The organism is Rugamonas fusca, assembly GCF_014042365.1.
In the GTDB taxonomy this organism is placed as follows: domain Bacteria; phylum Pseudomonadota; class Gammaproteobacteria; order Burkholderiales; family Burkholderiaceae_D; genus Rugamonas; species Rugamonas fusca.
In genome coordinates this window covers 89,686-112,807 of the sequence record NZ_JACEZS010000003.1, presented here as the reverse complement: position 1 = coordinate 112,807, position 23,122 = coordinate 89,686, and the positions used below count along the sequence as shown (strand labels likewise).

20 protein-coding genes are annotated in these 23,122 nt (G+C 68.4%); 7 read left to right on the top strand and 13 right to left on the bottom strand.

All coding sequences use genetic code 11. The features are described from left to right. Positions 1-4 precede the first annotated feature (4 nt). The 10 genes from H3H36_RS05280 to H3H36_RS05235 all read right to left on the bottom strand — a co-directional run bounded on the left by H3H36_RS05280 (position 5) and on the right by H3H36_RS05235 (position 11,712). Positions 5-937: a 2-hydroxyacid dehydrogenase gene (locus tag H3H36_RS05280; RefSeq protein WP_182214932.1), complete on the bottom strand. Its 933-nt coding sequence runs from the start codon at positions 935-937 to the stop codon at positions 5-7. Positions 938-949: 12 nt separating this feature from the next. Next, positions 950-3,004, bottom strand: coding sequence for an acetyl/propionyl/methylcrotonyl-CoA carboxylase subunit alpha (locus H3H36_RS05275; RefSeq protein WP_182214929.1), 2,055 nt, complete (start codon positions 3,002-3,004; stop codon positions 950-952). 99 nt (positions 3,005-3,103) lie between these two features. Continuing rightward, the gene (bioB, locus tag H3H36_RS05270) at positions 3,104-4,147 is read right to left on the bottom strand and encodes a biotin synthase BioB (RefSeq protein WP_375539571.1); all 1,044 of its coding nucleotides are present in this window, start codon (positions 4,145-4,147) and stop codon (positions 3,104-3,106) included. 26 nt (positions 4,148-4,173) lie between these two features. After that, positions 4,174-4,938 carry a dethiobiotin synthase gene (gene bioD, locus H3H36_RS05265; protein WP_182214927.1) on the bottom strand — a complete coding sequence of 255 codons (765 nt, stop codon included), beginning with the start codon at positions 4,936-4,938 and terminating at the stop codon, positions 4,174-4,176. 1 nt (position 4,939) lies between these two features. After that, positions 4,940-6,124 carry an 8-amino-7-oxononanoate synthase gene (bioF, locus tag H3H36_RS05260; protein ID WP_182214925.1) on the bottom strand — a complete coding sequence of 395 codons (1,185 nt, stop codon included), beginning with the start codon at positions 6,122-6,124 and terminating at the stop codon, positions 4,940-4,942. 2 nt (positions 6,125-6,126) lie between these two features. Continuing rightward, positions 6,127-7,455 (bottom strand): adenosylmethionine--8-amino-7-oxononanoate transaminase, encoded by a 1,329-nt coding sequence (locus H3H36_RS05255; RefSeq protein WP_182214923.1) that lies wholly within the window; start codon positions 7,453-7,455, stop codon positions 6,127-6,129. A 27-nt stretch (positions 7,456-7,482) separates the two neighbouring features. Beyond that, positions 7,483-8,268: an enoyl-CoA hydratase/isomerase family protein gene (locus H3H36_RS05250; protein WP_182214920.1), complete on the bottom strand. Its 786-nt coding sequence runs from the start codon at positions 8,266-8,268 to the stop codon at positions 7,483-7,485. Positions 8,269-8,279: 11 nt separating this feature from the next. Then, a complete protein-coding gene (locus tag H3H36_RS05245; RefSeq protein WP_182214918.1) occupies positions 8,280-9,902 on the bottom strand; it encodes a carboxyl transferase domain-containing protein in 1,623 nt (540 codons plus the stop codon). A gap of 37 nt (positions 9,903-9,939) precedes the next feature. Beyond that, positions 9,940-10,389 carry a YchJ family protein gene (locus H3H36_RS05240; RefSeq protein WP_182214916.1) on the bottom strand — a complete coding sequence of 150 codons (450 nt, stop codon included), beginning with the start codon at positions 10,387-10,389 and terminating at the stop codon, positions 9,940-9,942. A gap of 78 nt (positions 10,390-10,467) precedes the next feature. After that, positions 10,468-11,712, bottom strand: coding sequence for a D-amino acid dehydrogenase (locus H3H36_RS05235; protein WP_182214913.1), 1,245 nt, complete (start codon positions 11,710-11,712; stop codon positions 10,468-10,470). Between the two features lie 204 nt (positions 11,713-11,916). On the opposite strand from H3H36_RS05235, the gene H3H36_RS05230 reads away from it, so the two are divergent. From H3H36_RS05230 to H3H36_RS05200, 7 genes are all read left to right on the top strand, one after another. Next, positions 11,917-12,657, top strand: a complete 741-nt coding sequence (locus H3H36_RS05230) for a GntR family transcriptional regulator (protein WP_182214911.1) — start codon at positions 11,917-11,919, stop codon at positions 12,655-12,657. An 84-nt stretch (positions 12,658-12,741) separates the two neighbouring features. After that, positions 12,742-13,623: an N-acetylmuramic acid 6-phosphate etherase gene (gene murQ / locus H3H36_RS05225; protein ID WP_182214909.1), complete on the top strand. Its 882-nt coding sequence runs from the start codon at positions 12,742-12,744 to the stop codon at positions 13,621-13,623. A 46-nt stretch (positions 13,624-13,669) separates the two neighbouring features. Continuing rightward, on the top strand, positions 13,670-14,947 hold the full coding sequence (locus H3H36_RS05220; RefSeq protein ID WP_182214906.1) for an MFS transporter: 1,278 nt from the start codon (positions 13,670-13,672) through the stop codon (positions 14,945-14,947). A gap of 4 nt (positions 14,948-14,951) precedes the next feature. Beyond that, on the top strand, positions 14,952-16,655 hold the full coding sequence (locus tag H3H36_RS05215; protein WP_229219753.1) for a glycoside hydrolase family 10-like protein: 1,704 nt from the start codon (positions 14,952-14,954) through the stop codon (positions 16,653-16,655). Positions 16,656-16,660: 5 nt separating this feature from the next. Then, positions 16,661-17,611: an N-acetylglucosamine kinase gene (locus tag H3H36_RS05210; RefSeq protein WP_182214904.1), complete on the top strand. Its 951-nt coding sequence runs from the start codon at positions 16,661-16,663 to the stop codon at positions 17,609-17,611. After that, a complete protein-coding gene (locus H3H36_RS05205; protein ID WP_182214902.1) occupies positions 17,604-18,524 on the top strand; it encodes an N-acetylmuramoyl-L-alanine amidase in 921 nt (306 codons plus the stop codon). The genes H3H36_RS05210 and H3H36_RS05205 overlap by 8 nt, the downstream gene beginning before the upstream one ends. 129 nt (positions 18,525-18,653) lie before the next feature. Next, positions 18,654-19,265 carry a M15 family metallopeptidase gene (locus tag H3H36_RS05200; RefSeq protein WP_182214900.1) on the top strand — a complete coding sequence of 204 codons (612 nt, stop codon included), beginning with the start codon at positions 18,654-18,656 and terminating at the stop codon, positions 19,263-19,265. A gap of 97 nt (positions 19,266-19,362) precedes the next feature. On the opposite strand, the gene H3H36_RS05195 is transcribed toward H3H36_RS05200, so the two are convergent. From H3H36_RS05195 to H3H36_RS05185, 3 genes are read right to left on the bottom strand one after another with little or no spacing between them, the layout of a single operon-like run. Next, positions 19,363-20,346 (bottom strand): aldo/keto reductase, encoded by a 984-nt coding sequence (locus H3H36_RS05195; RefSeq protein WP_182214898.1) that lies wholly within the window; start codon positions 20,344-20,346, stop codon positions 19,363-19,365. 52 nt (positions 20,347-20,398) lie between these two features. Then, positions 20,399-21,880, bottom strand: coding sequence for a D-alanyl-D-alanine carboxypeptidase/D-alanyl-D-alanine endopeptidase (gene dacB / locus H3H36_RS05190; protein WP_311196577.1), 1,482 nt, complete (start codon positions 21,878-21,880; stop codon positions 20,399-20,401). 2 nt (positions 21,881-21,882) lie between these two features. Next, complete coding sequence (locus H3H36_RS05185; protein WP_182214896.1) at positions 21,883-23,121, bottom strand: spore maturation protein; 1,239 nt, start codon at positions 23,119-23,121, stop codon at positions 21,883-21,885. Position 23,122: the final 1 nt, after the last annotated feature.

Genomic DNA, 23,122 nt, shown 5'->3' with positions numbered 1-23,122 from the left:
GTGTTCAATATCCCAGGTTGCGGTCGACGATGCCGTCGACCATTTCGCCGTTTTCGATCTTGCGTATTTTTCCAGCGATCTGCTGCACGCTTTCGCGGCGCAGCGTGAGCGCGGAGATGTGCGGCGTGATGGTGATGCGCGGCTCCTGCCAGAACGGGTGCTGGGCCGGCAGCGGTTCGTTGCGGAACACGTCCAGCGTGGCGCCGGCGATGTGGCCGGCCTTGATCAGGTTGAGCAAATCCGGTTCGGCCAGGTGGGCGCCGCGCGCCACGTTGATCAGGTATGCCCCTTGCGGCAGCTTGGACATGTTGCTGCGGTCGATGATGTTGCTGGTGTCGGGCGTGAGCGGCAGCATGCACACCAGCACGCGGGTGCCGCGCAGGAAGGTGTCCAGTCCGGCCGGGCCGTGGTAGCACTGCACGCCGGCCACGCTTTTCTCGGTGCGGCTCCAGCCGCGCAGCGGGAAGCCGAACGGCGCCAGCGCCTTGAGCACCTGTCCGCCCAGTGCACCCATGCCCAGCACGCCGACCGTGAAGTCCTCGCGGTGGTGCTGCGGCAGCGGGGCCCAGGTGCCGGCCCGGGCCTGGGCTTCGTACTGGTCGAAACGGCGGAAGTAGCGCAGCACGGCGTGCACCACGTACTCGGCCATCTGGGCGGCCATGCCGGCGTCGCCCAGGCGGATGATGGGCACGTGGCGCGGCAGCGCGTCGCCGAACTTGAGCAGCGCGTCCACCCCTGCCCCCGTGTTGAAGATGGCTTTCACATCGGCCAGCTCGGGCAGCATGGTTTCCGGCGGCGCCCACACCACGGCGTAGTCGCACGGCGGCGATTTCTCGCCCGCGTGCCAGATGGCGATCTCGGCCTCCGGCAGGAATTTGCCGAAGTCCTTGATCCACGGCTCGGTCTTGCCGTCCGCGCGGTGCAACAGGATGCGCATGATGCCCTCCGCTTACGCCGCCGCCTTGAACGCCAGCAGCGGCGCGCCATCGGCGACCTGGTCGCCGACGTTGTACAGGATTTCTTCCACCAGGCCGTCGTGCGGGGCGGCGATGGTGTGCTCCATCTTCATCGCTTCCATGATCACCAGCGCCTCGCCCTTCTTGACGTCCTGGCCCTTGGCGGCCAGCACGGCCACCACCTTGCCCGGCATGGGCGCCGTCAGGCGGCCGCCTTCCGCTTCGCTTTCGCCGGCGTGCGCCATCGGATCATTGTAGTGCAGCGGGTAGTGATGACCGCCCGTGAACACGTGCAGCAGTTCGCCGTCGCGGCGCACGGTGCCATGCACGGCCGTGTCGCCCAGCTTGATGCTCAGGTCGGCGCCGTTTTGCTGCATCAGGCTCAGTACCTGCGGCGCGCCGCCATCGCGCGCGAACAGCCAGTCCGTGGCGCGGTAGGTGACGGCCACGTGGTAGGCCTTGGCCGGCAACGCGGCCGCGTAGTCGTCCGTGAACGACAGCGCGCGCGCGTACGGGAAGTTCATGCGCCAGCCCAGCGCCTGGCCCCACGGGTCGGCGCGGTTGGCGCCCGACTGGGCGGCCGAGGCATCCTTCTCCGCTTCGATCAGGGCCACGGCGGCCAGCGCCAGCGCGGCTGACGGCGCCGCGTGGGCGGCCGGGAACAGGCTGTCCTGGTTGCGTTCGATCAGGCCCGTGTCCAGGTCGGCGCCGGCGAAGGCGTCGCCTTCCACCAGGCGCTTGAGGAAGGCGATGTTGGTGGCCAGGCCGACGATCTTGTACTGCGCCAGCGCCTGTGCCATGCGGGCCAGGGCCTGCTTGCGGTCGGCGCCCCACACGATCAGCTTGGCGATCATGGGGTCGTAGAACGGCGAGATGGCGTCGCCCTCGCGCACGCCCGAGTCGATGCGCACGGCGGCCGGCACGCCCGTGCCTTGGGCGCCGCCCAGTTCGAAGCTGACGGCGGCCGGGGTGTCCATGTGGCGCAGCGTGCCGATCGAGGGCAGGAAGCCTTTTTCCGGATTCTCGGCGTAGATGCGCGCTTCGATGGCGTGGCCGTGGATGGCCAGTTCATGCTGCTTGCGCGGCAGCGCTTCGCCGAACGCCACGCGGATCTGCCACTCCACCAGGTCGGTGCCGGTGATCATTTCCGTGACGGGGTGCTCGACCTGCAGGCGGGTGTTCATCTCCATGAAGTAGAACGAACCGTCCTGGTTGGCGATGAATTCCACCGTGCCGGCGCCCACGTAGCCGACCGCCTTGGCGGCGGCCACGGCCGCCTCGCCCATGGCGGCGCGGCGTTCGGCCGGCATGTTCGGCGCTGGCGCTTCCTCCAGCACTTTCTGGTGGCGGCGCTGCACCGAGCAGTCGCGCTCGAACAGGTAGATGCAGTTGCCATGGGTGTCGGCGAACACCTGGATTTCGATATGGCGGGGGCGCAGCAGGTATTTCTCGGCCAGCACCTTGTCATCGCCGAAGGAGCTGATGGCTTCGCGCTTGCACGAGGCCAGCGCCGCCTTGAAGTCGGCCGACGCTTCGATCACGCGCATGCCCTTGCCACCGCCGCCGGCGGAAGCCTTGAGCAGCACGGGGTAGCCGATGCGGTCGGCCTGGGCGTGCAGGAAGTCGGCGTCCTGTTCGTCGCCGTGGTAGCCGGGCACCAGCGGCACGTTGGCCTGTTCCATCAGCGACTTGGCGGCGGACTTGGAACCCATGGCGCGCATGGCCGACGCGGGCGGGCCGATGAACACCAGGCCGGCGGCGGCGCAGGCGTCGGCGAATTCCGCGTTCTCGGACAGGAAGCCGTAGCCGGGGTGGATGGCCTGGGCGCCCGTGGCCAGCGCCACTTCGATGATCTTGTCGCCGCGCAGATAGCTTTCCTTGGCCGGGGCGGGGCCCAGCAGCACGGCTTCGTCACACACGGCCACGTGCTTGGCGTTGGCGTCGGCCTCGGAATAGACGGCGACCGTCTTGATGCCCATGCGGCGCGCGGTGGCGGCCACACGGCAGGCGATTTCACCGCGGTTGGCGATCAGGATTTTTGTGAACATAGTCTCTCTCTGCAGCCCTAAGCTGGAAGTGTTATGGTTTTATGTCCCGCCGTGGCGCCGGCCCCGCGCGGGAACGGCGCCGCCGGCCCGTTCAAACGTTCAGCAGCCGCACTTCTCTTTCGGCGCCGATTCGAGCACCGTGCCGCGGGTCTTCAGGCCCAGCTTGGCCAGCAGTGCGCGGTCGTCCTCCGCTTCCGGGTTGCCCGTGGTGAGCAGCTTGTCGCCGTAGAAGATGGAGTTGGCGCCGGCCAGGAAGCACATCGCTTGCACGGCCTCGCCCAGCTGGCGGCGGCCGGCCGACAGGCGCACCCGCGCTTTCGGCATGGTGATGCGGGCCACGGCGATGGTGCGCACGAATTCCAGCGGGTCCAGCGGGTCCAGGCCGTACAGTGGCGTGCCTTCCACCTGCACCAGGTGGTTGACGGGCACCGATTCCGGGTACGGGTTCAGGTTGGCCAGCTGGGCGATCAGGCCGGCGCGCTGCAGGCGCGATTCGCCCATGCCGACGATGCCGCCGCAGCAGACCTTGAGGCCCGCTTCGCGCACCCGGCCCAGTGTGTCCAGGCGGTCCTGGTATTCGCGGGTGGAGATCACGTTGTCGTAGAACTCGGGCGCCGTGTCCAGGTTGTGGTTGTAGTAGTCGAGGCCGGCCGCTTTCAGGCGCAGCGCCTGCTGCTCTTCCAGCATGCCCAGCGTGGCGCAGGTTTCCATGCCCAGCGCCTTCACTTCACGCACCATTTCCTCGACCTTGTCCATGTCGCGGTCTTTCGGGCTGCGCCAGGCGGCGCCCATGCAGAAGCGGGTGGCGCCGCTGTCCTTGGCCTGCCTGGCCGCCTCCAGCACGGTGTCGATGTCGAGGATCTTCTTCGCTTCCACGCCGGTGTCGTAGCGGGCCGCCTGCGGGCAGTAGCCGCAATCCTCCTCGCAGCCGCCGGTCTTGATCGACAGCAGCGTGGCCAGTTCCACGTCGCCGTCGGGGAAGTTGGCGCGGTGGGTTTGCTGGGCCTGGAACATCAGGTCGTTGAACGGCAGCTCGAACAGGGCCAGCACGTCGTCCACCGGCCAGGTGGCGGCGGCCGGCAGCGTGATGGGCGCCGTGGGGCGGTGCAGTTCGACGGTTTTCGGTTCTTGGGTCAGGGACATCGTGTTTCCTTCTACGGTCAATCAGGTTAGGCAGCCGGCCAGTTGGGCAGCTTGGTAAAGTCCAGGTATTCGGCGGCGGCGGCGGCCGATGGTTGCGCCAGGCGCGGCACGCGGCCCAGCAGGGGCGCCGGAATGCGTTCCGCCAGCGCGGCGATGTTCTCGTCGATGAAGGCCATGTCGGGGTCGACCTCATTGGCGACCCAGCCGGCCAGCATCAGGTTGCGGTTGGCGATGGCTTCCACCGTCAAGAGCGCGTGGCTGATGCAGCCCAGCCGCATGCCCACCACCAGCACCACGGGCAGGTCGAGTTGCTCGGCCAGGTTGGCCGTGTCGAATTCCTCGTTCAGCGGCACGCGGAAGCCGCCCACCCCTTCCACCACCACCGCGTCCGAGGCGGCGCTCACTTCGATGTAGGCGGCCAGGATGGGTACGGGCGAGATGTAGGCGTCTTCCAGTTCGGCCGCGATGTGGGGCGCGGCCGGTTCCTTGAGCAGGAACGGCGTGGTCAGCTCCTGCGGCAGCGAGACATTGCCGGCCGCGATCAGCATGTCGGCGTCTTCGTTGTGCCAGCGGCCGTTGCGCAGTTCGGCGCCGGCCGCGATGGGTTTCATGCCGCAGGCGCGCACGCCGCTTTGCACCAGCGCGTGCAGCATGGCGGCCGACACCAGGGTCTTGCCGATTTCCGTGTCGGTGCCGGTGGTGAAGCAGGCGAAGCGGGGGCGCGCGCCGGCGGCCGCCGGTGCGGGCTGCACCTGCGGCGTGGCGGCCAGAACGGGGTCGTCCAGACTCATGTCACATCCTTTCCAATGCATTGATGGCGTTGACCAGCGTGGCCACGTCCGCGTGGGTGTGGCCGGCCGACAGCGTCACGCGCAGGCGCGAGGTGCCCGGCGCCACCGTCGGCGGACGGATCGTGCCCACCCACAGGCCCTGCTCGTACAGGGCGGCGCCGGCGCGCATGGTCTCGGCGTTGTCGCCGATCAGGATCGGCTGGATCGCCGTGTCCGAGGGCAGCCGCTGCCAGCGCGTCAGGCGCAGGCCATCGTTCAATTGTGCCACCAATGCCTGCAGGTGTGCGCGTCTTTGCATGCCTTCGGGCCCTTCCAGCAGCTCCAGGCTGGCCAGCAGCGCGTGCGCCAGCGCGGGCGCGGCGGCCGTGGTGAAGATGTAGGGGCGGGCCTTTTGTATTAACGTTTCGATCACGGTTTCATGGGCCGCCACGAAGGCACCGCCCACGCCGGCCGCTTTGCCCAGGGTGCCCATGTAGACCAGGTAGGGCGATTGCAGCCCGAAATGTTCAAGCGCGCCGTGGCCATGTTCGCCCAGCGTACCGAGGCCGTGGGCGTCGTCCACCACCAGCCAGGCGCCGTACCGTTCGCACAACGCCAGCAGGGCTGGCAGGTCGGCCAGGTCGCCATCCATGCTGAACACGCTGTCCGTCACCACCACCTTGGTGGCGGCCGTACTGGCTTGCAGCATGGTGGCCAGCGCCTCCAGGTCGGCGTGCGGGTAGACCTGCACGGCGGCGCGCGCCAGCCGGGTGCCGTCGATCAGCGAGGCGTGGTTCAGCGATTCGGAGAAGATGGCCGCGTCGCGATCGCCCGCCGTCAGGCCCGTGATGATGGCCAGGTTGGCCATGTAGCCGGTGCAGAAGTACAGCGCGCGCGGGCGCTCCAGGTGGGCGCCGACAAATTGGGCCAGCCGGTCCTCGAGCTGGAAGTGGGCGCGGCTATGGCCGGAAATCAGGTGCGAGGCGCCGCTGCCGGCGCCGTACAGGGCGGCGCCTTCCTGCAGCGCGGCGGCCAGCGCGGGATGGCTGGCCAGGCCCAGGTAGTCGTTGCTGCAAAAGGCCAGCAGCTCGCGCCCGTCCACGCGCACGCGCGGACCGCAGGGCGAATCGACCACGCGGCGGGTGCGGATCAGGCTTTGTTGGGCCAGCGTTTGCAGCTGGGCGTCCAGTCGGTTCAGCAGTTCCATGGTCAGGCCGCCATCACTTGATTGAACACGGCCAGCGTGCTGGCGGCCAGGCCGTCGATTTCCTCGTCGCTCAGGATGTAGGGCGGCATCATGTAGACGGTGGGGCCGATGGGGCGCATCAGCAGTTCGTGTTCCAGCGCCGTGGCGAAGAAGCGGCGCGAGAAGTCGGCCGGCGCGCGGATCGCGTCGAAGGCCCAGATCATGCCGCGCTGGCGGAAGTGGCGCACCCGTTCGTGGTTGGCCAGCGGCGCCAGCGCCTGCGTCAGCCGTTCAGCGCGCGCGCGGTTGTGGGCCAGCACATGGTCGTCCTGGAAGATCTGCAGCGTGGCCAGCGCGGCGCGGCAGGCCAGCGGGTTGCCCGTGTATGAATGCGAGTGCAGGAAGCCGCGCGTGACGTCGGCGCTGTAGAAGGCCTGGTAGATGTCGTCGCGCGTCATCACCAGCGACAGTGGCAGGTAGCCGCCGCTGATGCCCTTGGACAGGCACAGGAAGTCGGGCCAGATGCCGGCCTGCTCACAGGCGAAGAAGGTGCCCGTGCGGCCGCAGCCGACGGCGATTTCGTCGAGGATCAGGTGCACCTGGTGGCGGTCGCACAGTTCGCGCACCAGCGTCAGGTAGAGCGGATCGTGCATGGCCATGCCGGTGGCGCATTGCACCAGCGGTTCGATGATGATGGCGGCGATCTTGTCGCCGCGCTGCTGGAACAGGCGCTCGACGTCGGCCGCCGCGCGGCGCGCCACGTCCTGCGCCGTTTCGCCGTCCACGGCCTGGCGCGCGTCGGGCGACATCACGGTCTGGCTGGCGCGCAGCAGCGGGCCGTAGGCGTCCTTGAACAGGGCCACGTCGGTGACGGCCAGCGCGCCGATGGTTTCACCGTGGTAGCTGCCCTTGAGGCAGACGAATTCCTGCTTGTCCCCGTGGCCGCGGTTGCGCCAGCTGTGGAAGCTCATTTTCAGGGCGATTTCCACGGCCGAGGCGCCATCGCTGGCGTAGAAGCAGTGGCCCAGCACGTCGCCCGTGAGCGCGGCCAGTTGCTCGGACAGGCGGATCACCGGCTCATGGGTGAAGCCGGCCAGCATGGCGTGTTCCAGCAGGTCCAGCTGCTCCTTGAGGGCGGCGTTGATGCGCGGGTTGGCATGGCCGAACAAATTCACCCACCAGGAGCTGATCGCGTCCAGATAGCGCTTGCCTTCGTGGTCGTACAGCCAGGCGCCGCGGCCATGGCTGACGGGGATCAGGGGCACAGTTTCGTGATGCTGCATCTGGGTGCACGGATGCCACACGTTGCGCAGGCTGCGTGCGACCCAGTCGCTTTGTTTGTTCGGTTCCAAAAATACTCCAGCTGAAAAATGGCCGGCCTAGTTGAGCCAGGCCGGCTTGCGCTTTTCCAGGAACGATTGCACGCCTTCGCGGCCTTGTTCCGAAGCGCGGATATGGGCGATGCGTTCGGCCGTATCGGCCAGCAGCGCATCGGTGACGGGTTGTCCGGCCACGTCGCGCACCAGCACCTTGGCTTGCCGCACGGCGTTCGGACTGTTGTTGACCAGCGCCTTGACGATGGCGGCCACGGTGGCGTCGAGCTCACCGGCAGCCACCACCTCGTGGGCGAAGCCGATGCGCAGCGCCTGTTGCGCCGTGAAGCGCTCGGCGGTCAGGAAGTAGCGGCGCGATTGCTGCTCGCCCATGGCCTTGATGACGTACGGCGAAATGGTGGCGGGGATCAGGCCCAGTTTCACTTCGCTCAGGCAGAAGTGCGCCTCCTCCACCGCCACCGTGACGTCGCAGGCGGCCACCAGGCCCATGCCGCCGGCGTAGCAGTCGCCCTGCACTTTCGCCACCACGGGCTTGGGGCACAGGTAGATGGTGCGCAGCATTTCGGCCAGTTGCATGGCGTCGGCGTTGTTTTCCTCGTGCGAATAGCCGGCCATTTTCTTCATCCAGTTCAGGTCCGCACCGGCGCAGAAGGCCGGGCCATTGGCGGCCAGTACGATGGCGCGCACGGCTTCGTCGCGGCCCAGCTGGTCGAAGGCCAGCGTGATGTCGCTGATGGTGGTCTCGTTGAAGGCGTTGCGCACGTCGGGCCGGTTCAGCGTGACGGTGGCGACCTTGTCGGCGATGGCGATGGTCAGGGTTTGATAAGTCATGGCAGCCTCCATTACATGCGGAATACGCCGAATTTGGTATCGGGGATTTCCGCATTGAGCGCGGCCGACAGGCCCAGTCCCAGCACCATGCGGGTGTCGGCCGGGTCGATCACGCCGTCGTCCCACAGGCGCGCGGTGGCGTAGTAGGGGTGGCCCTGGTGTTCGTACTGGTCCTTGATGGGCTGCTTGAACGCCGCTTCCTCCTCGGCCGACCACTGGCCGCCCTTGGCCTCGATGCCGTCGCGCTTGACGGTGGCCAGCACGCTGGCCGCCTGGTCGCCGCCCATGACCGAGATGCGGGCGTTGGGCCACATCCACATGAAGCGCGGCGAATAGGCGCGGCCGCACATGCCGTAGTTGCCGGCGCCGAAGCTGCCGCCGATGATGACCGTGAACTTGGGCACGGCGGCCGTGGCCACGGCCGTCACCATCTTGGCGCCGTTGCGGGCGATGCCTTCGTTCTCGTACTTGCGGCCCACCATGAAGCCGGTGATATTTTGCAGGAACACGAGCGGGATCTTGCGCTGGGCGCACAGCTCGATGAAGTGGGCGCCCTTCAGCGCCGACTCGGAGAACAGGATGCCGTTGTTGGCGATGATGCCGACCTTCATGCCGAAGATGTGGGCGAAGCCGCAGATCAGCGTGGTGCCGTAGCGGGCCTTGAATTCATCGAACTCGCTGCCGTCGACGATGCGGGCGATCACTTCGCGCACGTCGAAGGGCTTGCGGGTGTCAACCGGGATCACGCCGTACAGTTCCTCGGTCGGGTATTTTGGTTCCACCGATTCGCGCAGCGCCATCTGCTGGGGCTTGGTGCGGTTCAGGTTGGAGACGATGGTGCGCGCCAGCGACAGCGCGTGCAGGTCATTTTGGGCCAGGTGGTCGGCCACGCCGGACAGGCGGGTGTGGACGTCGCCGCCGCCCAGGTCTTCTGCCGTGACCACTTCGCCGGTGGCCGCCTTCACCAGCGGCGGGCCGCCCAGGAAGATGGTGCCCTGCTCCTTGACGATGATCGACTCGTCGCTCATGGCCGGCACGTAGGCGCCGCCGGCCGTGCAGGAACCCATCACCACGGCGATCTGCGGGATGCCCTTGGCCGACATATTGGCCTGGTTGTAGAAAATGCGGCCGAAGTGGTCGCGGTCGGGGAACACGTCGTCCTGATTGGGCAGGTTGGCGCCGCCCGAGTCCACCAGGTAGATGCAGGGCAGGTTGTTCTGGTCGGCGATTTCCTGCGCGCGCAGGTGTTTTTTCACCGTGACGGGATAGTAGGTGCCGCCCTTGACGGTGGCGTCGTTACAGACGATCACGCATTCCTGGCCGGCCACGCGGCCAATGCCGGTGATGATGCCGGCCGCCGGCGCCGCGTCCACGCCGTTGGCGTCCTGGTACATGCCGTAGGCGGCCATCTGGGAAAACTCGAGGAACGGGGTGCCGGGATCGAGCAGCATCTGGACCCGGTCGCGCGGCAGCAGTTTGCCGCGCGCCACGTGCTTGGCGGCGGCCGCCGCGCCACCGCCGGCCGCGATCTGCGCCACCTTGGCGCGCAGGTCGTCGACCAGGGTTTGCATGGCGGCGGCGTTGGCCTTGAAGTCCTCGCTGCGCGGATTGAGTTTGCTTTCGATGTGCGGCATGGTTGTTCCTCGTGTTGTGGCGCTGTCTCCGGCGCCTTTATTCTGGAAAACTCCCGTCAACGTAATACCAGCGCAAGCCGCCCTCACCCTCGCCTTTACTTTCTTCGCGCACGAAGTTGCTGATCTCGTGCAGGCGCTGGGCGCGGCCATTGAGCTTGCAGCGCGCCACGAATTCGACGGTGTCCTGACGCAGCGCGTCGTCGGATTCTGCTTTACGTTGACGTAAACGTAAAGCAGATTTTACCTCAAGTCCCAGCCACTGCAATTTTTCTCCTGCGACGATGATGGGCTCGGTGGGGCGCGTGCTGCTGTGCCAGGTTGCCAGCAGGTAGGCTTCGTTGCCCAAAGTGTAGGCAGTGTAGCGTGAACGCATCAGTTGCTCGGCCGTGGCGGGGATGGCGGCGCCTTCCAGATAGGGGCCGCAGCAGGTGGCGTAGGAAGGGCCGCCGCACGGGCAAGCCGCGGACGTCGTTGTTTTTTTGGACATGAATGAGGGGATGGACGGCGGAACAATCCCGCATTATCCGCCAATTCGGGATTGGACGGGCTGCGGGGCGGTCCGCGTCTAGCGCAACCCCAGCCCCGTCAGCGCCAATGGCGCGGGCTGGCCGGCCATCATGCCGGCCAGCAGGCTGGCGCTGCCGCACGAAAAGGTGAAGCCCAGCGCGCCATGGCCCACGTTCAGCCACAGGTTGGCCAGCGGCGTGGGGCCGATGATGGGGGCGCCGTCCGGCGTGGCCGGGCGCAGGCCGGACCATGCCACCGCATGCGCGTAGTCGGCCGCGTGCGGCATGGCGGCGCGGGCCGTGCGCGTGAGGCTGGCCACGCGGCGCGGGTCGATCGCGGGGCGCTCGCCCACCATGTCCACCATGGCCGCGATGCGCAACTGGTCGCCGATGCGCGCGTACAAGGTCTTGCGCTCGAAATCCGTCACGCTGATGGAGGGGGCGGCGTCGCCGGGACGGATGGGCGCCGTCAGGCTGTAGCCCTTGAGCGGATACAGCGGCAGGCGCAAGCCGGCGCCGGCCGCCAGGTCGCGGCTCTGGATGCCGGCGGCCAGCACGAACTGCTCGGCTTGCTGCGGCCCCAGGCTCGTTTCCAGCGCCGTCAGCTCGCCGCCTTCGATGCGCCAGCCGTGTGCGCTGCCCTGCAGCGTGCCTTCGTAGCCGGGATGACTGTGCAGCAGGCGCGCCAGCGCCAGGCAGAACAGGCGGCAATCGGCCACCGCCTCGCCGTGGGTGTAGATGGCGCCAGCCAGCGCCGCTTGCAGCGTGGCCAGCGCCGGTTCCCGCTGGACCGCTTCCGCCGTCGACCATATCTCCGTCGCCGGTTCGCCGTGCGTCCGCCTGGCGGCCGTGTTCAGCAACGCCGGCGAGCGATACAGCACCAGCTTGCCCGGCTCGCGCCATGCGAACTCGGCCGGCGGAATCAGCCGCATCAGTTCGCCCATGGCCGCCCGGCTGCGCGTGCCCAGTTCCAGCAGCATGGCCGTGGTGCGGGCGTTGCGCGTGCCATTGCAGCGCATCAGGAATTGCGCCAGCCAGCGCCACTGGCGCGGGTCCGCCTCAGGCCGCAGGCGCAGCGGGCCGTCGCGCTGCAGCAGCCAGTGCAGCGCTTTCAGTGGGACGCCGGCGTCGGCCAGCGGCGACACGTAGCGGTAGCTGAGCTGGCCGCCGTTGGCGTGGCTGGCGCCGCTGGCCGGCTCGGCCGCGCGTTCCAGCACCCGCACGCGGTGGCCCGCCTCCAGCAGCCACCAGGCCGTCGTCAAGCCCACCACGCCGCCGCCGATCACGATCACCCGCTGTCCCATCGCACCCTCCCGGTTGCCTCCGGGCCGCCCGCCCATGGCGCCAGCATAGCGCCGTCCATGTGCCCGAGGCGATGAAAAAAGCGTGATCCGCCCATGAAAGCAGAGGAACGCTTGTCATTTTCTGACAAACAGAAGGAAATTCATGTATCCAGACTACACGCGCCCCCCCGAACGCCAGTACACTAGCGGCGAACAGGAGATTCTATGAGCCAGCGCAGTGCCGTATTCAAACCCGACGACAAGGACAGTTCGCCCTTGTACATGCAGATCGCGCGCAAGCTGACCGACGACGTGCACAACGGCCGCTATCAGGTGGACCAGGCGCTGCCGTCCGAGCGCACGCTGTCGGAATTGCTCAACGTGTCGCGGGTGACGGCGCGCAAGGCCATCGACCAGCTGGTGGACCAGGGCCTGGTGGTGCGCCGCCGCGGCTCGGGCAACTACATCGCGCCGCGCATCGAGCAGCCGCTGTCGAACCTGACCAGTTTTTCCGAGCAGTTGCAGCAGCGTGGCCACCAGCCCGGCTCGCGCTGGCTCAAGCGTTCCATCGTCACGCCGTCGCCGGACGAGCAACTGAGCCTGGGCCTGTCGCCGTATTCCAAGGTGGCGCGGCTGGAGCGCCTGCGCCTGGCCGACGACGTGGTGATGGCCTACGAGGTCAGCGTGCTGCCGCAAACCATCCTGGCCGACCCGGAGGCGGTCGGCGATTCCCTGTACCGCTATCTGGACACCATCGGCAAGGCGCCCGTGCGCGCCTTGCAGCACATCCGCGCCATGAACGCCTCGGCCGAGCTGGCCCGCCAATTGGGCGTGCCCGAAGGCCAGGCCGTGCTCTACATCACCCGCATCGCCTACCTGGAGTCGGGCGAGGCGATGGAATTGACCCATTCCTATTGCCACAGCGACCACTACGATTTCGTGGCGGAGATGCGCCGTCCCACCTGACTTGCTGGCGGGCAGTAAAGCTTTCGTGGCGGTAGGTCCGGGTTTGGGATTACACTGAGCTTGTCTTCATCTCGGACCACGGCGATGCTGAACACGGAAACCCCCCATCCGGACCACGCCCAGCTGGACCAGTACCCGCTGCCGGAGCTGATCGCGGCGCTGCTCGACGACCAGGCGCGCGCCGTGCACGCCGTGCGCGCGGCTGCACCGGCCATCGCGGCGGCCGTGGAAGCTATGCTGCCGCGCATTGCCGCCGGCGGCCGCCTGATCTACGTGGGCGCCGGCACCTCGGGCCGCATCGGCGTGCTCGACAGCGTGGAACTCCACCCCACTTTCTCCTGGCCCCACGAGCGGGCGCTGGCCGTGCTGGCCGGCGGCCAGCCGGCCATGTTCGCTTCCGTCGAGGGCGTGGAGGACAAGCCGGAACAGGGCGCGGCCGACGTGCGCCGGCTCTATCCGGCACCGCACGACGTGCTGCTGCTGCTGGCCGCGTCCGGCACCACGCCCTACGTGCTGGGCGCGCTGCAGGCGGCCCGCAAGCTGGGCGCCTACACCATCGGCATCGCCAACAACGCCGGTTCGCCGCTGGTGCGCGAGGCCGACCTCGGCATCACGGTGGACACGGGACCGGAAATCATCTCCGGCAGCACGCGCCTGAAAGCGGGCACGGCGCAAAAGATCGTGCTCAATACGCTGTCGAGCGCGCTGATGGTGCGGCTCCATAAAGTGTATGGAAACTTGATGGTAGACTTGCAGCCGACCAACGCCAAGCTGATGGCGCGCGCCGTGCGGCTGACCATGCACGCCACCGGCGCCGACGCCACCGCCGCCCGCCATGTGCTCGAGCAATGCCGGTTCCACGTCAAGGTGGCCATCGTCGCCCTGCTGCGGCAGGTGGACGTGGACCAAGCCCAGGCCTGGCTCGACGCGGCCGATGGCAGCGTGCGCGCCGCGTTGACTAAATGATACGATTTTGACGTCGTTGTACCGGAAACTGACTCATTAGGAAAGCATGGAGCAACGCAGCCCGTGGTGGTGGGTGCCCACCCTGTATTTTGGCCAAGGCATCCCCTACGTGGTGGTGATGACGCTATCGGTCGTGATGTACAAGAACCTGGGCGTGTCCAACACCGACATCGCGCTGTACACGGGCTGGTTGTACCTGCCATGGGTGATCAAGCCGCTGTGGTCGCCCGTGGTGGAGTTGCTGGGCACGCGCCGGTTGTGGATCGTGGCCGCGCAGTTGCTGCTGGGCGCGTCGCTGGCGCTGGTGGCCCTGACCACCAGCCTGCCCCAGTTCTTCCAGCTCAGCCTGGCCGTGTTCTGGCTGATGGCCTTCAGCTCGGCCACCCATGACATCGCGGCCGACGGCTTTTACATGCTGGGCCTGCCCCAGCACCAGCAAGCAGCCTTCGTCGGCGTGCGCTCCACGTGCTACCGGCTGGCCATGATCGCCGGCCAGGGCGGGCTGGTCTACCTGGCCGGCAAGCTGGCCGAGTCGCTGGACAGCGTGCGGCTGGCGTGGTCCATCGTGTTCTTCGTGCTGGCCGTGCTGTTCGTCTTGCTGTTCGCCTACCACCAGCTGGTGCTGCCGCGTCCCGCCGCGGACCGGCCGCCAGCGTCCGGCGGCGCCCTGCTGCACGATTTTTTCGCCACGTTCAAGAGCTTTTTCCGCAAGCCTGGCATCCTCGTCATCCTTGGCTTTTTGCTGTTGTTCCGGCTCGGCGAGGCGCAGTTGCTCAAGCTGGCCGTGCCCTTCCTGCTGGACCCGGCCGACAAGGGCGGCCTGGGGCTGACGACGGCCCAGGTGGGCCTCGTGTACGGCACCATCGGCGTGGCGGCCCTGACCGTGGGCGGCCTGCTGGGCGGCGTGGCCGTGGCCCGCTACGGCCTCCAGCGCTGCCTGTGGGGCATGGTGCTGGCCGTGCATGTGCCGGACCTGGTGTTCGTCTACCTGGCCAGCGCGCTGCCGCAGAATATCTACCTGATCGGCGCCAGCATCGCGCTCGAACAGCTGGGCTATGGCTACGGCTTCGCCGCCTACCTGATGTACATGATCCTGGTGGCCGAAGGCGAGCACAAGACGGCCCATTACGCCATCTGCACCGGCTTCATGGCGCTGGGCATGATGTTGCCGGGCATGGCCAGCGGCTGGATCCAGCAGCAACTGGGCTACCAGCACTTCTTCCTGTGGGTGTGCGTGGCCACGGTGCCAGCCTTCGTCATGGCCGCGCTGGTGAAAATCGACCCCGAATTCGGCCGGAAACAGGCGCCGGCCGCATTACAATAGGGCCTTGCGCGTCATCTGGATCGGGGAACGGGAAGTGGAGTTTAATGCGAAAAAGCGGCAGTCCTTGGCCGCCTGCGTGGCTGGCGGCCTGGCCGCGCTGTTGAGCGGTTGCGCGTCCACGCCATTGGCGCCGGCCACGCCGGGCCAGCCCGTGCCATCCGGTTCTGGTGGTGGCACGGGCACCGGCACCGGCGCCGGCGCGTCCGCCGCTGCCGATCCGGCCGTGCCGCCGCCGGCCCCGCGCGAATTTCGCGCCGCCTGGGTCTCGACGGTGGCCAACATCGACTGGCCCAGCCGCAGCAACCTGAGCGTGGACCGGCAGCAGGCCGAGGCGCTGGCCATCCTGGACCGGGCCAAGGCCCTGAACCTGAACGCCATCGTGTTGCAGGTGCGTCCCAGCGCCGACGCCATCTACCCGTCCGAGCTGGAACCGTGGTCGGAATTCCTCACCGGCCAGCAGGGCCGCGCGCCGCGCCCCCTGTACGACCCGCTGCAGTTCTGGATCGCCCAGGCCCACGCGCGCGGGCTGGAACTGCACGCGTGGTTCAACCCCTACCGGGCCCGCCACGCGACGGCCAGGACCCCGCTCACGCCGGGCCACATCGCCCATACCCAGCCCGAGGCCGTCAAGCCGTATGGCCGCTTCCTGTGGATGGACCCCGGCGAGCCGGCCGCCTCGCGCCACACGCTGGACGTGGTGCTGGACGTGGTGCGCCGCTACGATATCGACGGCGTCCACATCGACGACTATTTCTATCCCTATCCGATTGACGCACCCAACGCGGCCGGCGCCGCAGGTGCCGAGAGCGGCGCGGCGCTCGATGGCGGCGCGGGGCCGAAAGCGGAACTGGAATTCCCCGACCAGCCCTCGTGGCAGCGCTACCTGCTGTCCGGGGGCCAGCTGGACCGGGCCGCGTGGCGGCGCCAGAACGTCAACCAGCTGATCGAAGCGCTGTACCAGGGCATCCACCGGGAAAAGGCGTGGGTGCGCTTTGGCATCAGCCCGTTCGGCATCGGCCGGCCTGACCGGCGCCCGGCCGGCATCGTCGGCTTCAGCCAGTACGACAAGCTGTACGCGGACGCGGAACTGTGGCTGGCCAACGGCTGGCTCGACTACCTGGCGCCCCAGCTGTACTGGCCCGTGGCGCAGGCCCCGCAAGCGTTCGATGTGCTGCTCGACTATTGGCTGGCGCAGAACACCCAGGGCCGCCACGTGTGGCCGGGCCTGTACACCAGCCGCATCGACAATTCCAGCAAGGCCTTCCCGCCCGAGGAAATCGTCAAGCAGATCGGCGTCACGCGCAGCCGCAACGGCAACCACGGCCACCTGCATTTCAGCGTGGCGGCCCTGATGGAAAACCGCAAGGGCGTGTGCGACCAGCTCAAGACCCAGGCTTACCAGTACGCGGCGCTGGTGCCGCCCACCCCGTGGCTGGGCGCGGTCGCGCCAGCCGCGCCGGCCGTGACGGCCCGCCGCGACGGCGCCGGCCTCGCGCTCAAGCTGGCGCCCGGCGCCGGCAAGGCCGTGGCGCAATACGCGGTCTGGTCACGCTACGGCAATGAGTGGCGCTTCGCCGTCGCCCCCGGCACCCGCACGGAACTGCGCCTGCCCGACGATGGCGTGGCCGGCGCGGCCAGCGCCGTCGTCGTCAGCGCCGTCGACCGGCTCGGCAACGAGAGCGCGCGCGTCACGGTGGCCACCGCGTGAGCGCCGTGCACGCCCTCCACGCATCGCCGCGCCTCGGCCTGGGCATCGACGCCGGCGGCACCCAGACCCGCTGGGCCCTGGCCGCGGCCGACGGCGTGATCGTGGCCGAGGGCCACGTGGGTGGCCTGACGGCGCTGCAGATGGAGAGCGAGGCGGGCCGGGCCGCCGTCCACGCCAGCTTCACGGCGCTGTGCGCGGCCGTGCTGGCGGCCGGCCGCCCGGACGCCGTGTGCGCCGGCCTTACCGGCTTTGGCGGCGACAGCGTGCAACTGGCCCACTGGCTGGCCACCCTGCTGGCCATCCCGGCGGACGCCGTCAGCGTGCGCAACGATATCGAAATCGCCTGCCTGGATACCTTCGCGCCCGGTCACGGCTACCTGGTCTACGCCGGCACCGGCTCGATCGCGGCCTGGGTCGATGAACATGGCCAGTTCCACCGGGCCGGCGGGCGCGGCGTGCTGCTCGACGATGGCGGCGGCGGCTACTGGATCGCGCGCGAGGCGCTGCGCAGCATCTGGCGCCGCGAGGATGAAGCGCCGGGCGCCTGGCGCGATTCGCCGCTGGCGCAAGCCGTGTTCGCCCACGTGGGCGGCAACGACTGGGCCCACAGCCGCCAGTTCATGTACGGCCAGGACCGGGGCACGATAGGCCGGCTGGCGCTGGCCGTGGCCGCCAGCGTGGAAGCCGACCCGGAAGCGCGCCGCATCCTGCTCGACGCCGGCCTGGAACTGGCCCGGCTGGCCAACGCCATGGTGCGCCGCTATGGCCTGCGGCCCGTGGTGCTGGCCGGACGCGCGGCCGAACTGCACCCGCTGCTGGCGCAATCGATGCGCGCCGAGCTGCCGGCCCACGTGCCGCTGCAGCAAAAGGCGGTGCGCCCGCACCACGCGGCGGCCCGCATCGCAGCCCAGGCCCGCCATTTCCCGTTCCACCGTCCCGAATCCAGCCATGACTAACACCGGCCACGCCATTGCGCCCACGCGCCGCGGCGGCCGGCGCGCGTCATTGGCCTCGCTGGCGCCGTTGGCGCTGCTGGCGCTGCTGGCCGGCTGCGCCGTGGCCCCGCCCGGCCCCCGGCTCGACCATAGCTACACGGCCCGCAGCCAGAGCGACCGCGTCAAGTTCATCGTGCTGCACTACACGGCCGGCGACCTGACACGCTCGCTCAAGACGCTGACCCAGGACGTGGTCAGCAGCCATTACCTGCTGACGGACGGCCCGCAGCCGTTCTTCTACACGCTGGTGGACGAAGCGCGCCAGGCCAACCATGCCGGTGTGAGTAACTGGAAGACTTATACACAGCTGAACGTCAGTTCGATCGGCATCGAGATCGTCAATCCCGGCTTCCGCGACACGCCCGAGGGGCGGATCTGGTATCCGTTCCCGCAAGCCCAGATCGACCAGCTGATCATGCTCCTGAAGCAGATCATGGCGCGTCATGCCATCCCGCCCGAGAACGTGCTCGGTCACAGCGACATCGCGCCCCAGCGCAAGCAGGACCCCGGTCCGCTGTTCCCATGGCAGCAGCTGGCCGACGCGGGCCTGGTGCGCTGGCCCAGTCCCATGCAGGTGGCCGCGCGCCTGCCCCTGTTCGCGGCGCAATTGCCCGACATCGGCTGGTTCCAGCAAAAACTGGCGCAGCATGGCTATGCGGTGCCGCAGACGGGCGAACTGGACGCGGCCACCCGCAACGTGCTGGTGGTGTTCCAGTCCAAGTACCGGCAGAGCAGGTTCGATGGCGAGCCCGATGCGGAGACGGCCGCCATTCTCGACACGCTGACGTCGCCGGCCCTGCCGTTGCCGCCCGCCGCGCCCGTGGTGGCGCCGTCCGCGCCGGCGCCGGCGCCGGAGCCGGGCGAGCGCCACTGACACGCGGCGCGCGCCATCGTGCTACGCTGACGCTGTGACTAGTCGCTGCAGTTGAACAAGGACGGTTCTCATGCGTTTGCGCCACATCGACCATTGCCTCACCACCCTGCGCGCGGCGCGGAGGCCGGCATGATGCCCGGCCTGCCCTGCGAAGCGATCGCCAGCCATGGCGCGTTCCGGCCGCTGGCCAGCGTGCCCGGCATCGCCATCGACCTGCGCTATGCGACGGCCGACAACTTCGTCGGCCGCGACCTGTACTCGCCGCTCGACTGCGCCTGGCTGCACCGGGAGGCCGCCGCCGCGCTGGAACAGGCCGTCGATTGGCTGGCCTTGCGCTGGCCCGGCTACCGGCTGCTGGTGCTGGACGCGTTGCGTCCGCAGCGGGTGCAGGAACAACTGTGGCTGGCGCTGCAAGGCACGGACTTGCTGGCTTATATCGCGGAACCGGGACGCGGTTCCATTCATTCCTTCGGCATGGCGGTCGATCTGACCATCCTCGACGACGAAGGCCGGGAACTGGATATGGGCACCGCCTTCGATGACCTGAGCGAGCGCTCCCACCCCGCGCTCGAGCCGGAACTGCTGGCCAGCGGCGCGCTCAGCGCGACGCAGACGGGCAACCGCCAGCTGCTGCGCGACGCCATGGCGCAGGCGGGCTGGGTCGGCATCCACACGGAATGGTGGCACTTCGATTGCGGTGACCGCGAGCGCGTCAGGGCCAGCTACACCCGCGTGCTGTGAGGCGCGCCATGACCTGTGTGGCGATGGCGCGGCGCCCGGCGCCGCCATCGCGTGTCACCTCGCGCCACCTGCGCGCCACCAGCGCGAACGCTGGCCGTCAGCGGTCCACCATGGCCATCCGCTCCGGGCTGTAGCGCAGGCCGGACACGTGGCGCAGCGCCTGTTCCAGCTGCGCCATCTCGGCCGCGCTCAACGTGACGCCGGCCGCCGCCGCGTTCTGCTCCAGGTAGCTGCGCCGGCGCGTGCCGGGAATCGGCACCACATCGTCGCCCTGTTGCAGCACCCACGCCAGCGCCACCTGCCCGGCGCTGAGCCCGCGCGCGGCGGCCAGGTCGCGCACGGCTTGGGCGGCCGCCATGTTGGCGTCGAAATTGGCGCCTTGCAGGCGCGGGTCCAGGTGCCGGAAATCCGTGGGCGGATAGGTTTCCGCGCGCTGCGCCGTACCGCCCAGGAAGCCCCGGCCCAGTGGGCTGAACGGCACCAGCCCGATCCCCAGTTCGCGCAGCAGCGGCAGGATGGCGTCGTCCAGGTTGCGCTCCCACAGCGAGTATTCGCTTTGCAGCGCGCTGATCGGATGCACGGCGTGCGCGCGGCGGATGTTGGCCACGCCCGCTTCGGACAGGCCCAGGTAACGCACCTTGCCCGCGCGTACCAGCTCGGCCATCACGCCCACCACCTCCTCCACCGGCACGCGCGGGTCGATGCGGTGCTGGTACAGCAGGTCGATGTAATCCGTGTCCAGCCGCCGCAGCGAGCCTTCCACGGCTTGGCGGATGTGTTCCGGGCGGCTGTTTACGCCCACCGTCTGGCCCTCCGCGTTGATGTCGAAGCCGAACTTGGTGGCCACCACGGCTTGCGCGCGCCGGCCCTTGAGCGCCTTGCCCAGCAGCGCTTCATTGGTGTAGGGGCCGTATTGCTCGGCCGTGTCGAAGAAATTCACGCCCAGCTCCAGCGCGCGGTGGACGGTGGCGATGGCTTCGGCCTCGTCCGCCGCGCCATAGGTCACGCCACTCATGCCCATGCAGCCCAGCCCCATGGCCGATACCGTCAATCCCTGCCTGCCCAGTTTGCGTTGCTGCATCGTTCGCTCCGTAAAAATGATATAAACAGTATGGTTCAATAGCGCCGCGGGTTCACCTGGCCGGTGGCGTGGACTGCGGGGTGCGCGCCACCCAGTCCACCAGCGCATCGAGCGCGGCGCGGCCGGCGCCGTTGGCCACGTGCTCGTCGTTGATGAAGGCCACCACCACGCATGGGTGGCCACTGGCGTCCGGCACGTAGCCGGCGATCGCCACCACGGCGTGCAGGCTGCCCGTTTTCAGGCGCGCGTGCAGGGCGGCGGGGCTGTCCTTGAGACGTTTGCGCATGGTGCCGTCGAGGCCCGCGATGGGCAGGCTGGAGACGAATTCGGGCATCCACAGGCTGCGCTGGCCGGCCTGCAGCACGGCCGCCAGCTGGGCCGGCGTGGCCCGTTCCAGCCGCGACAGGCCGGAACCGTTTTCCAGCACCAGGCCGTCGGTGGCGATGCCGTGTTCCTTCAGCCAGGCGTGGATGCGTTGCCCGGCGCGCGCGGCCGTGCTGTCCTCGGACGGCGGCAGCGGGTGGCTGCCCAGCGCGCTGTCGGCCTCCAGGCTGCCCAGGCTGAGGAACAGGGTGCGGGCCAGCGTGTTGTCCGACTGCTTGTTGATGTCGCGCAGCAGCTCCGGCAGGGGGCGTGACACGTGGGCCGCCAGCAGGCGCGAGGTGGGCGGGGTGGTGCCGTCCGGTGCCGCCTCGCGCACTTCGCCGTTCAGTACACCGCCGACGCGCTTCCACGTGGTGCGCAGCAGGCGTTCCAGGTAGTCGTGGCGGTCCAGCACGTTGATGCTGGTGGAGGTGCTGCAATCGCGCGGGAAGGTGCCGCGCAGCAGGACGTTGATCTTGCCGTCTTTGCGCACGGCCTCGGGCCGCTTCCAGCCGTTTTCCCATTCCGCGCATGGCGCGTCCACCAGTTTCAGGTCCGCTTTCAGGCCCACCTTGTCCATGGCGGGCAGCATCACGGCCGACAATTGGCCGCCCGTCGAACGCAGTTCCAGCCGCAGCAGGTTGGTGTTGAGCAGCAGCGCGTCCGGCACCACGTTGTAGTAGGCGTACGGGTACTCATCGAACGGTGGCGCGTGCGGGTCGGGCTGGGCGGGCTGGAATAACTGGCGGTCGAGCACGATGTCGCCCTGGATGCGCCAGATGCCCTGGTTGCGCAGCTCCTGCAGCATGCGGGCCAGCACATCCTCGTTCAAGTCGGCGTCGGCGCCGCCGCGCAGGTACAGGTCGCCGCGCAGCACGCCGCGCACCAGTTCCGCATCCGTACGCAATTCCGTACGCCCCCGGAACACGGGGCCCAGCTGTTCCAGTGCCACCATCGTGGTCAGCACCTTCATCGTGGACGCGGGCTGCATGCTGCGTTCGGCCCCGTGCGACAGCAGCGGCACCCCATCGCGCAGCACGACGGCGCCCATCGCCTCCTGCGGAATGCGGGCCGCTTGCAGCAGCTGGGCCACGGGCTCGGGCAGATCGGCGTGGGCGGCGGTGGCCAGGGTGGCGAACAGGACGGCGAGCAGCGGACGGCGCATGGACATGGTCAGTGGAAGAAGGCGTAGGACACGAGGATGGCGGCCACCACCCCGGCGAAATCGGCGATCAGGCCGCAGGAGATGGCGTAGCGGGTCTTGCGGATGCCCACCGAGCCGAAGTACAGCGCCACGATGTAGAAGGTGGTGTCGGCCGAGCCCTGGAACACGCAGGTCAGGCGGCCGATGAAGGAATCGGGGCCGTAGGTCTTCATGGCGTCGATCATCAGGGCCTTGGAGGCGCTGCTGCTCAAGGGCTTCATGAGCGCCGTCGGCAGCGACGGCACGAAGTCCGCGTTCCAGCCCAGGTGCGTCACCACCCAATCGAGGCCGCTGATCATGAAACCGAGCACGCCGGCGTTGCGGATCACACTGATGGCCACCAGCATGCCCACCAGGTAGGGGATGATGGTGATCGAGGTCTGGATGCCGCCCTTGGCCCCTTCGATGAACGCCTCGTACACATTCACCTTCTTCCACAGCGCGGCGATGATGAAAGCCGCGATCACGACGATCAGCACCAGGTTGCTCACCACCTTGGACACCTGTTCGATCTCGCTGCGCGCCAGGTATTGCGTGAAGTACCAGACGGTGGCGCCGATGAAGGCCGTGATCCCGCCCAGCCAGCCCATGACGACGCCGTTGAACAGGTTGATGCGCTGGCGGATCGCCACGCCGATGATGCCGGCCATGGTGGCCACGTAGGTGGCGATCATGCAGGGGATGAAGATGTCGGACGGATCGTGCGCGCCCAGGATCGCGCGCTGGGCCATGATGGCCACCGGGATCAGGGTCAGGCCCGAAGTGTGCAGCACCAGGAACATGATTTGCGCGTTGCTCGGTTCATCCTTGTTGGGATTGAGCGTTTGCAGGCTTTCCATGGCCTTCAGGCCGAACGGGGTGGCCGCGTTGTCCAGGCCCAGCAGGTTGGCCGAGAAGTTCATCACCATGTGGCCGGTGGCCGGATGGTTCTTCGGCACTTCCGGGAAGATGCGCGAGAAGAACGGCGAGATCACGCGCGCCAGCAGGTTCACCATGCCGGCCTTCTCGCCGATGTTCATGATGCCCAGCCACAGCGTCATCACGCCGGCCAGCGGCAGCGCGATGTCCATCACGCCCAGGCGGGCCGAGTCGAAGGTGCCCTCGATGATGCGCTTGAAGATCTCCGTATCGCCCAGCAACAGCCACTGCGCCAGCGCCGCGGCGAATCCCACCAGGAAAAAGCCAGACCAGATGTAATTGAGCGACATA

Excerpts from the sequence above, each read along its gene's own strand:
- H3H36_RS05280 (WP_182214932.1), bottom strand. The coding sequence starts at position 937 with ATGCGCATCCTGTTGCACCGCGCGGACGGCAAGACCGAGCCGTGGATC.
- H3H36_RS05275 (WP_182214929.1), bottom strand. The coding sequence starts at position 3,004 with ATGTTCACAAAAATCCTGATCGCCAACCGCGGTGAAATCGCCTGCCGT.
- bioB (WP_375539571.1), bottom strand. The coding sequence starts at position 4,147 with ATGTCCCTGACCCAAGAACCGAAAACCGTCGAACTGCACCGCCCCACG.
- bioD (WP_182214927.1), bottom strand. The coding sequence starts at position 4,938 with ATGAGTCTGGACGACCCCGTTCTGGCCGCCACGCCGCAGGTGCAGCCC.
- bioF (WP_182214925.1), bottom strand. The coding sequence starts at position 6,124 with ATGGAACTGCTGAACCGACTGGACGCCCAGCTGCAAACGCTGGCCCAA.
- H3H36_RS05250 (WP_182214920.1), bottom strand. The coding sequence starts at position 8,268 with ATGACTTATCAAACCCTGACCATCGCCATCGCCGACAAGGTCGCCACC.
- H3H36_RS05245 (WP_182214918.1), bottom strand. The coding sequence starts at position 9,902 with ATGCCGCACATCGAAAGCAAACTCAATCCGCGCAGCGAGGACTTCAAG.
- H3H36_RS05240 (WP_182214916.1), bottom strand. The coding sequence starts at position 10,389 with ATGTCCAAAAAAACAACGACGTCCGCGGCTTGCCCGTGCGGCGGCCCT.
- H3H36_RS05235 (WP_182214913.1), bottom strand. The coding sequence starts at position 11,712 with ATGGGACAGCGGGTGATCGTGATCGGCGGCGGCGTGGTGGGCTTGACG.
- H3H36_RS05230 (WP_182214911.1), top strand. The coding sequence starts at position 11,917 with ATGAGCCAGCGCAGTGCCGTATTCAAACCCGACGACAAGGACAGTTCG.
- murQ (WP_182214909.1), top strand. The coding sequence starts at position 12,742 with ATGCTGAACACGGAAACCCCCCATCCGGACCACGCCCAGCTGGACCAG.
- H3H36_RS05220 (WP_182214906.1), top strand. The coding sequence starts at position 13,670 with ATGGAGCAACGCAGCCCGTGGTGGTGGGTGCCCACCCTGTATTTTGGC.
- H3H36_RS05205 (WP_182214902.1), top strand. The coding sequence starts at position 17,604 with ATGACTAACACCGGCCACGCCATTGCGCCCACGCGCCGCGGCGGCCGG.
- H3H36_RS05200 (WP_182214900.1), top strand. The coding sequence starts at position 18,654 with ATGATGCCCGGCCTGCCCTGCGAAGCGATCGCCAGCCATGGCGCGTTC.
- H3H36_RS05195 (WP_182214898.1), bottom strand. The coding sequence starts at position 20,346 with ATGCAGCAACGCAAACTGGGCAGGCAGGGATTGACGGTATCGGCCATG.
- dacB (WP_311196577.1), bottom strand. The coding sequence starts at position 21,880 with ATGTCCATGCGCCGTCCGCTGCTCGCCGTCCTGTTCGCCACCCTGGCC.
- H3H36_RS05185 (WP_182214896.1), bottom strand. The coding sequence starts at position 23,121 with ATGTCGCTCAATTACATCTGGTCTGGCTTTTTCCTGGTGGGATTCGCC.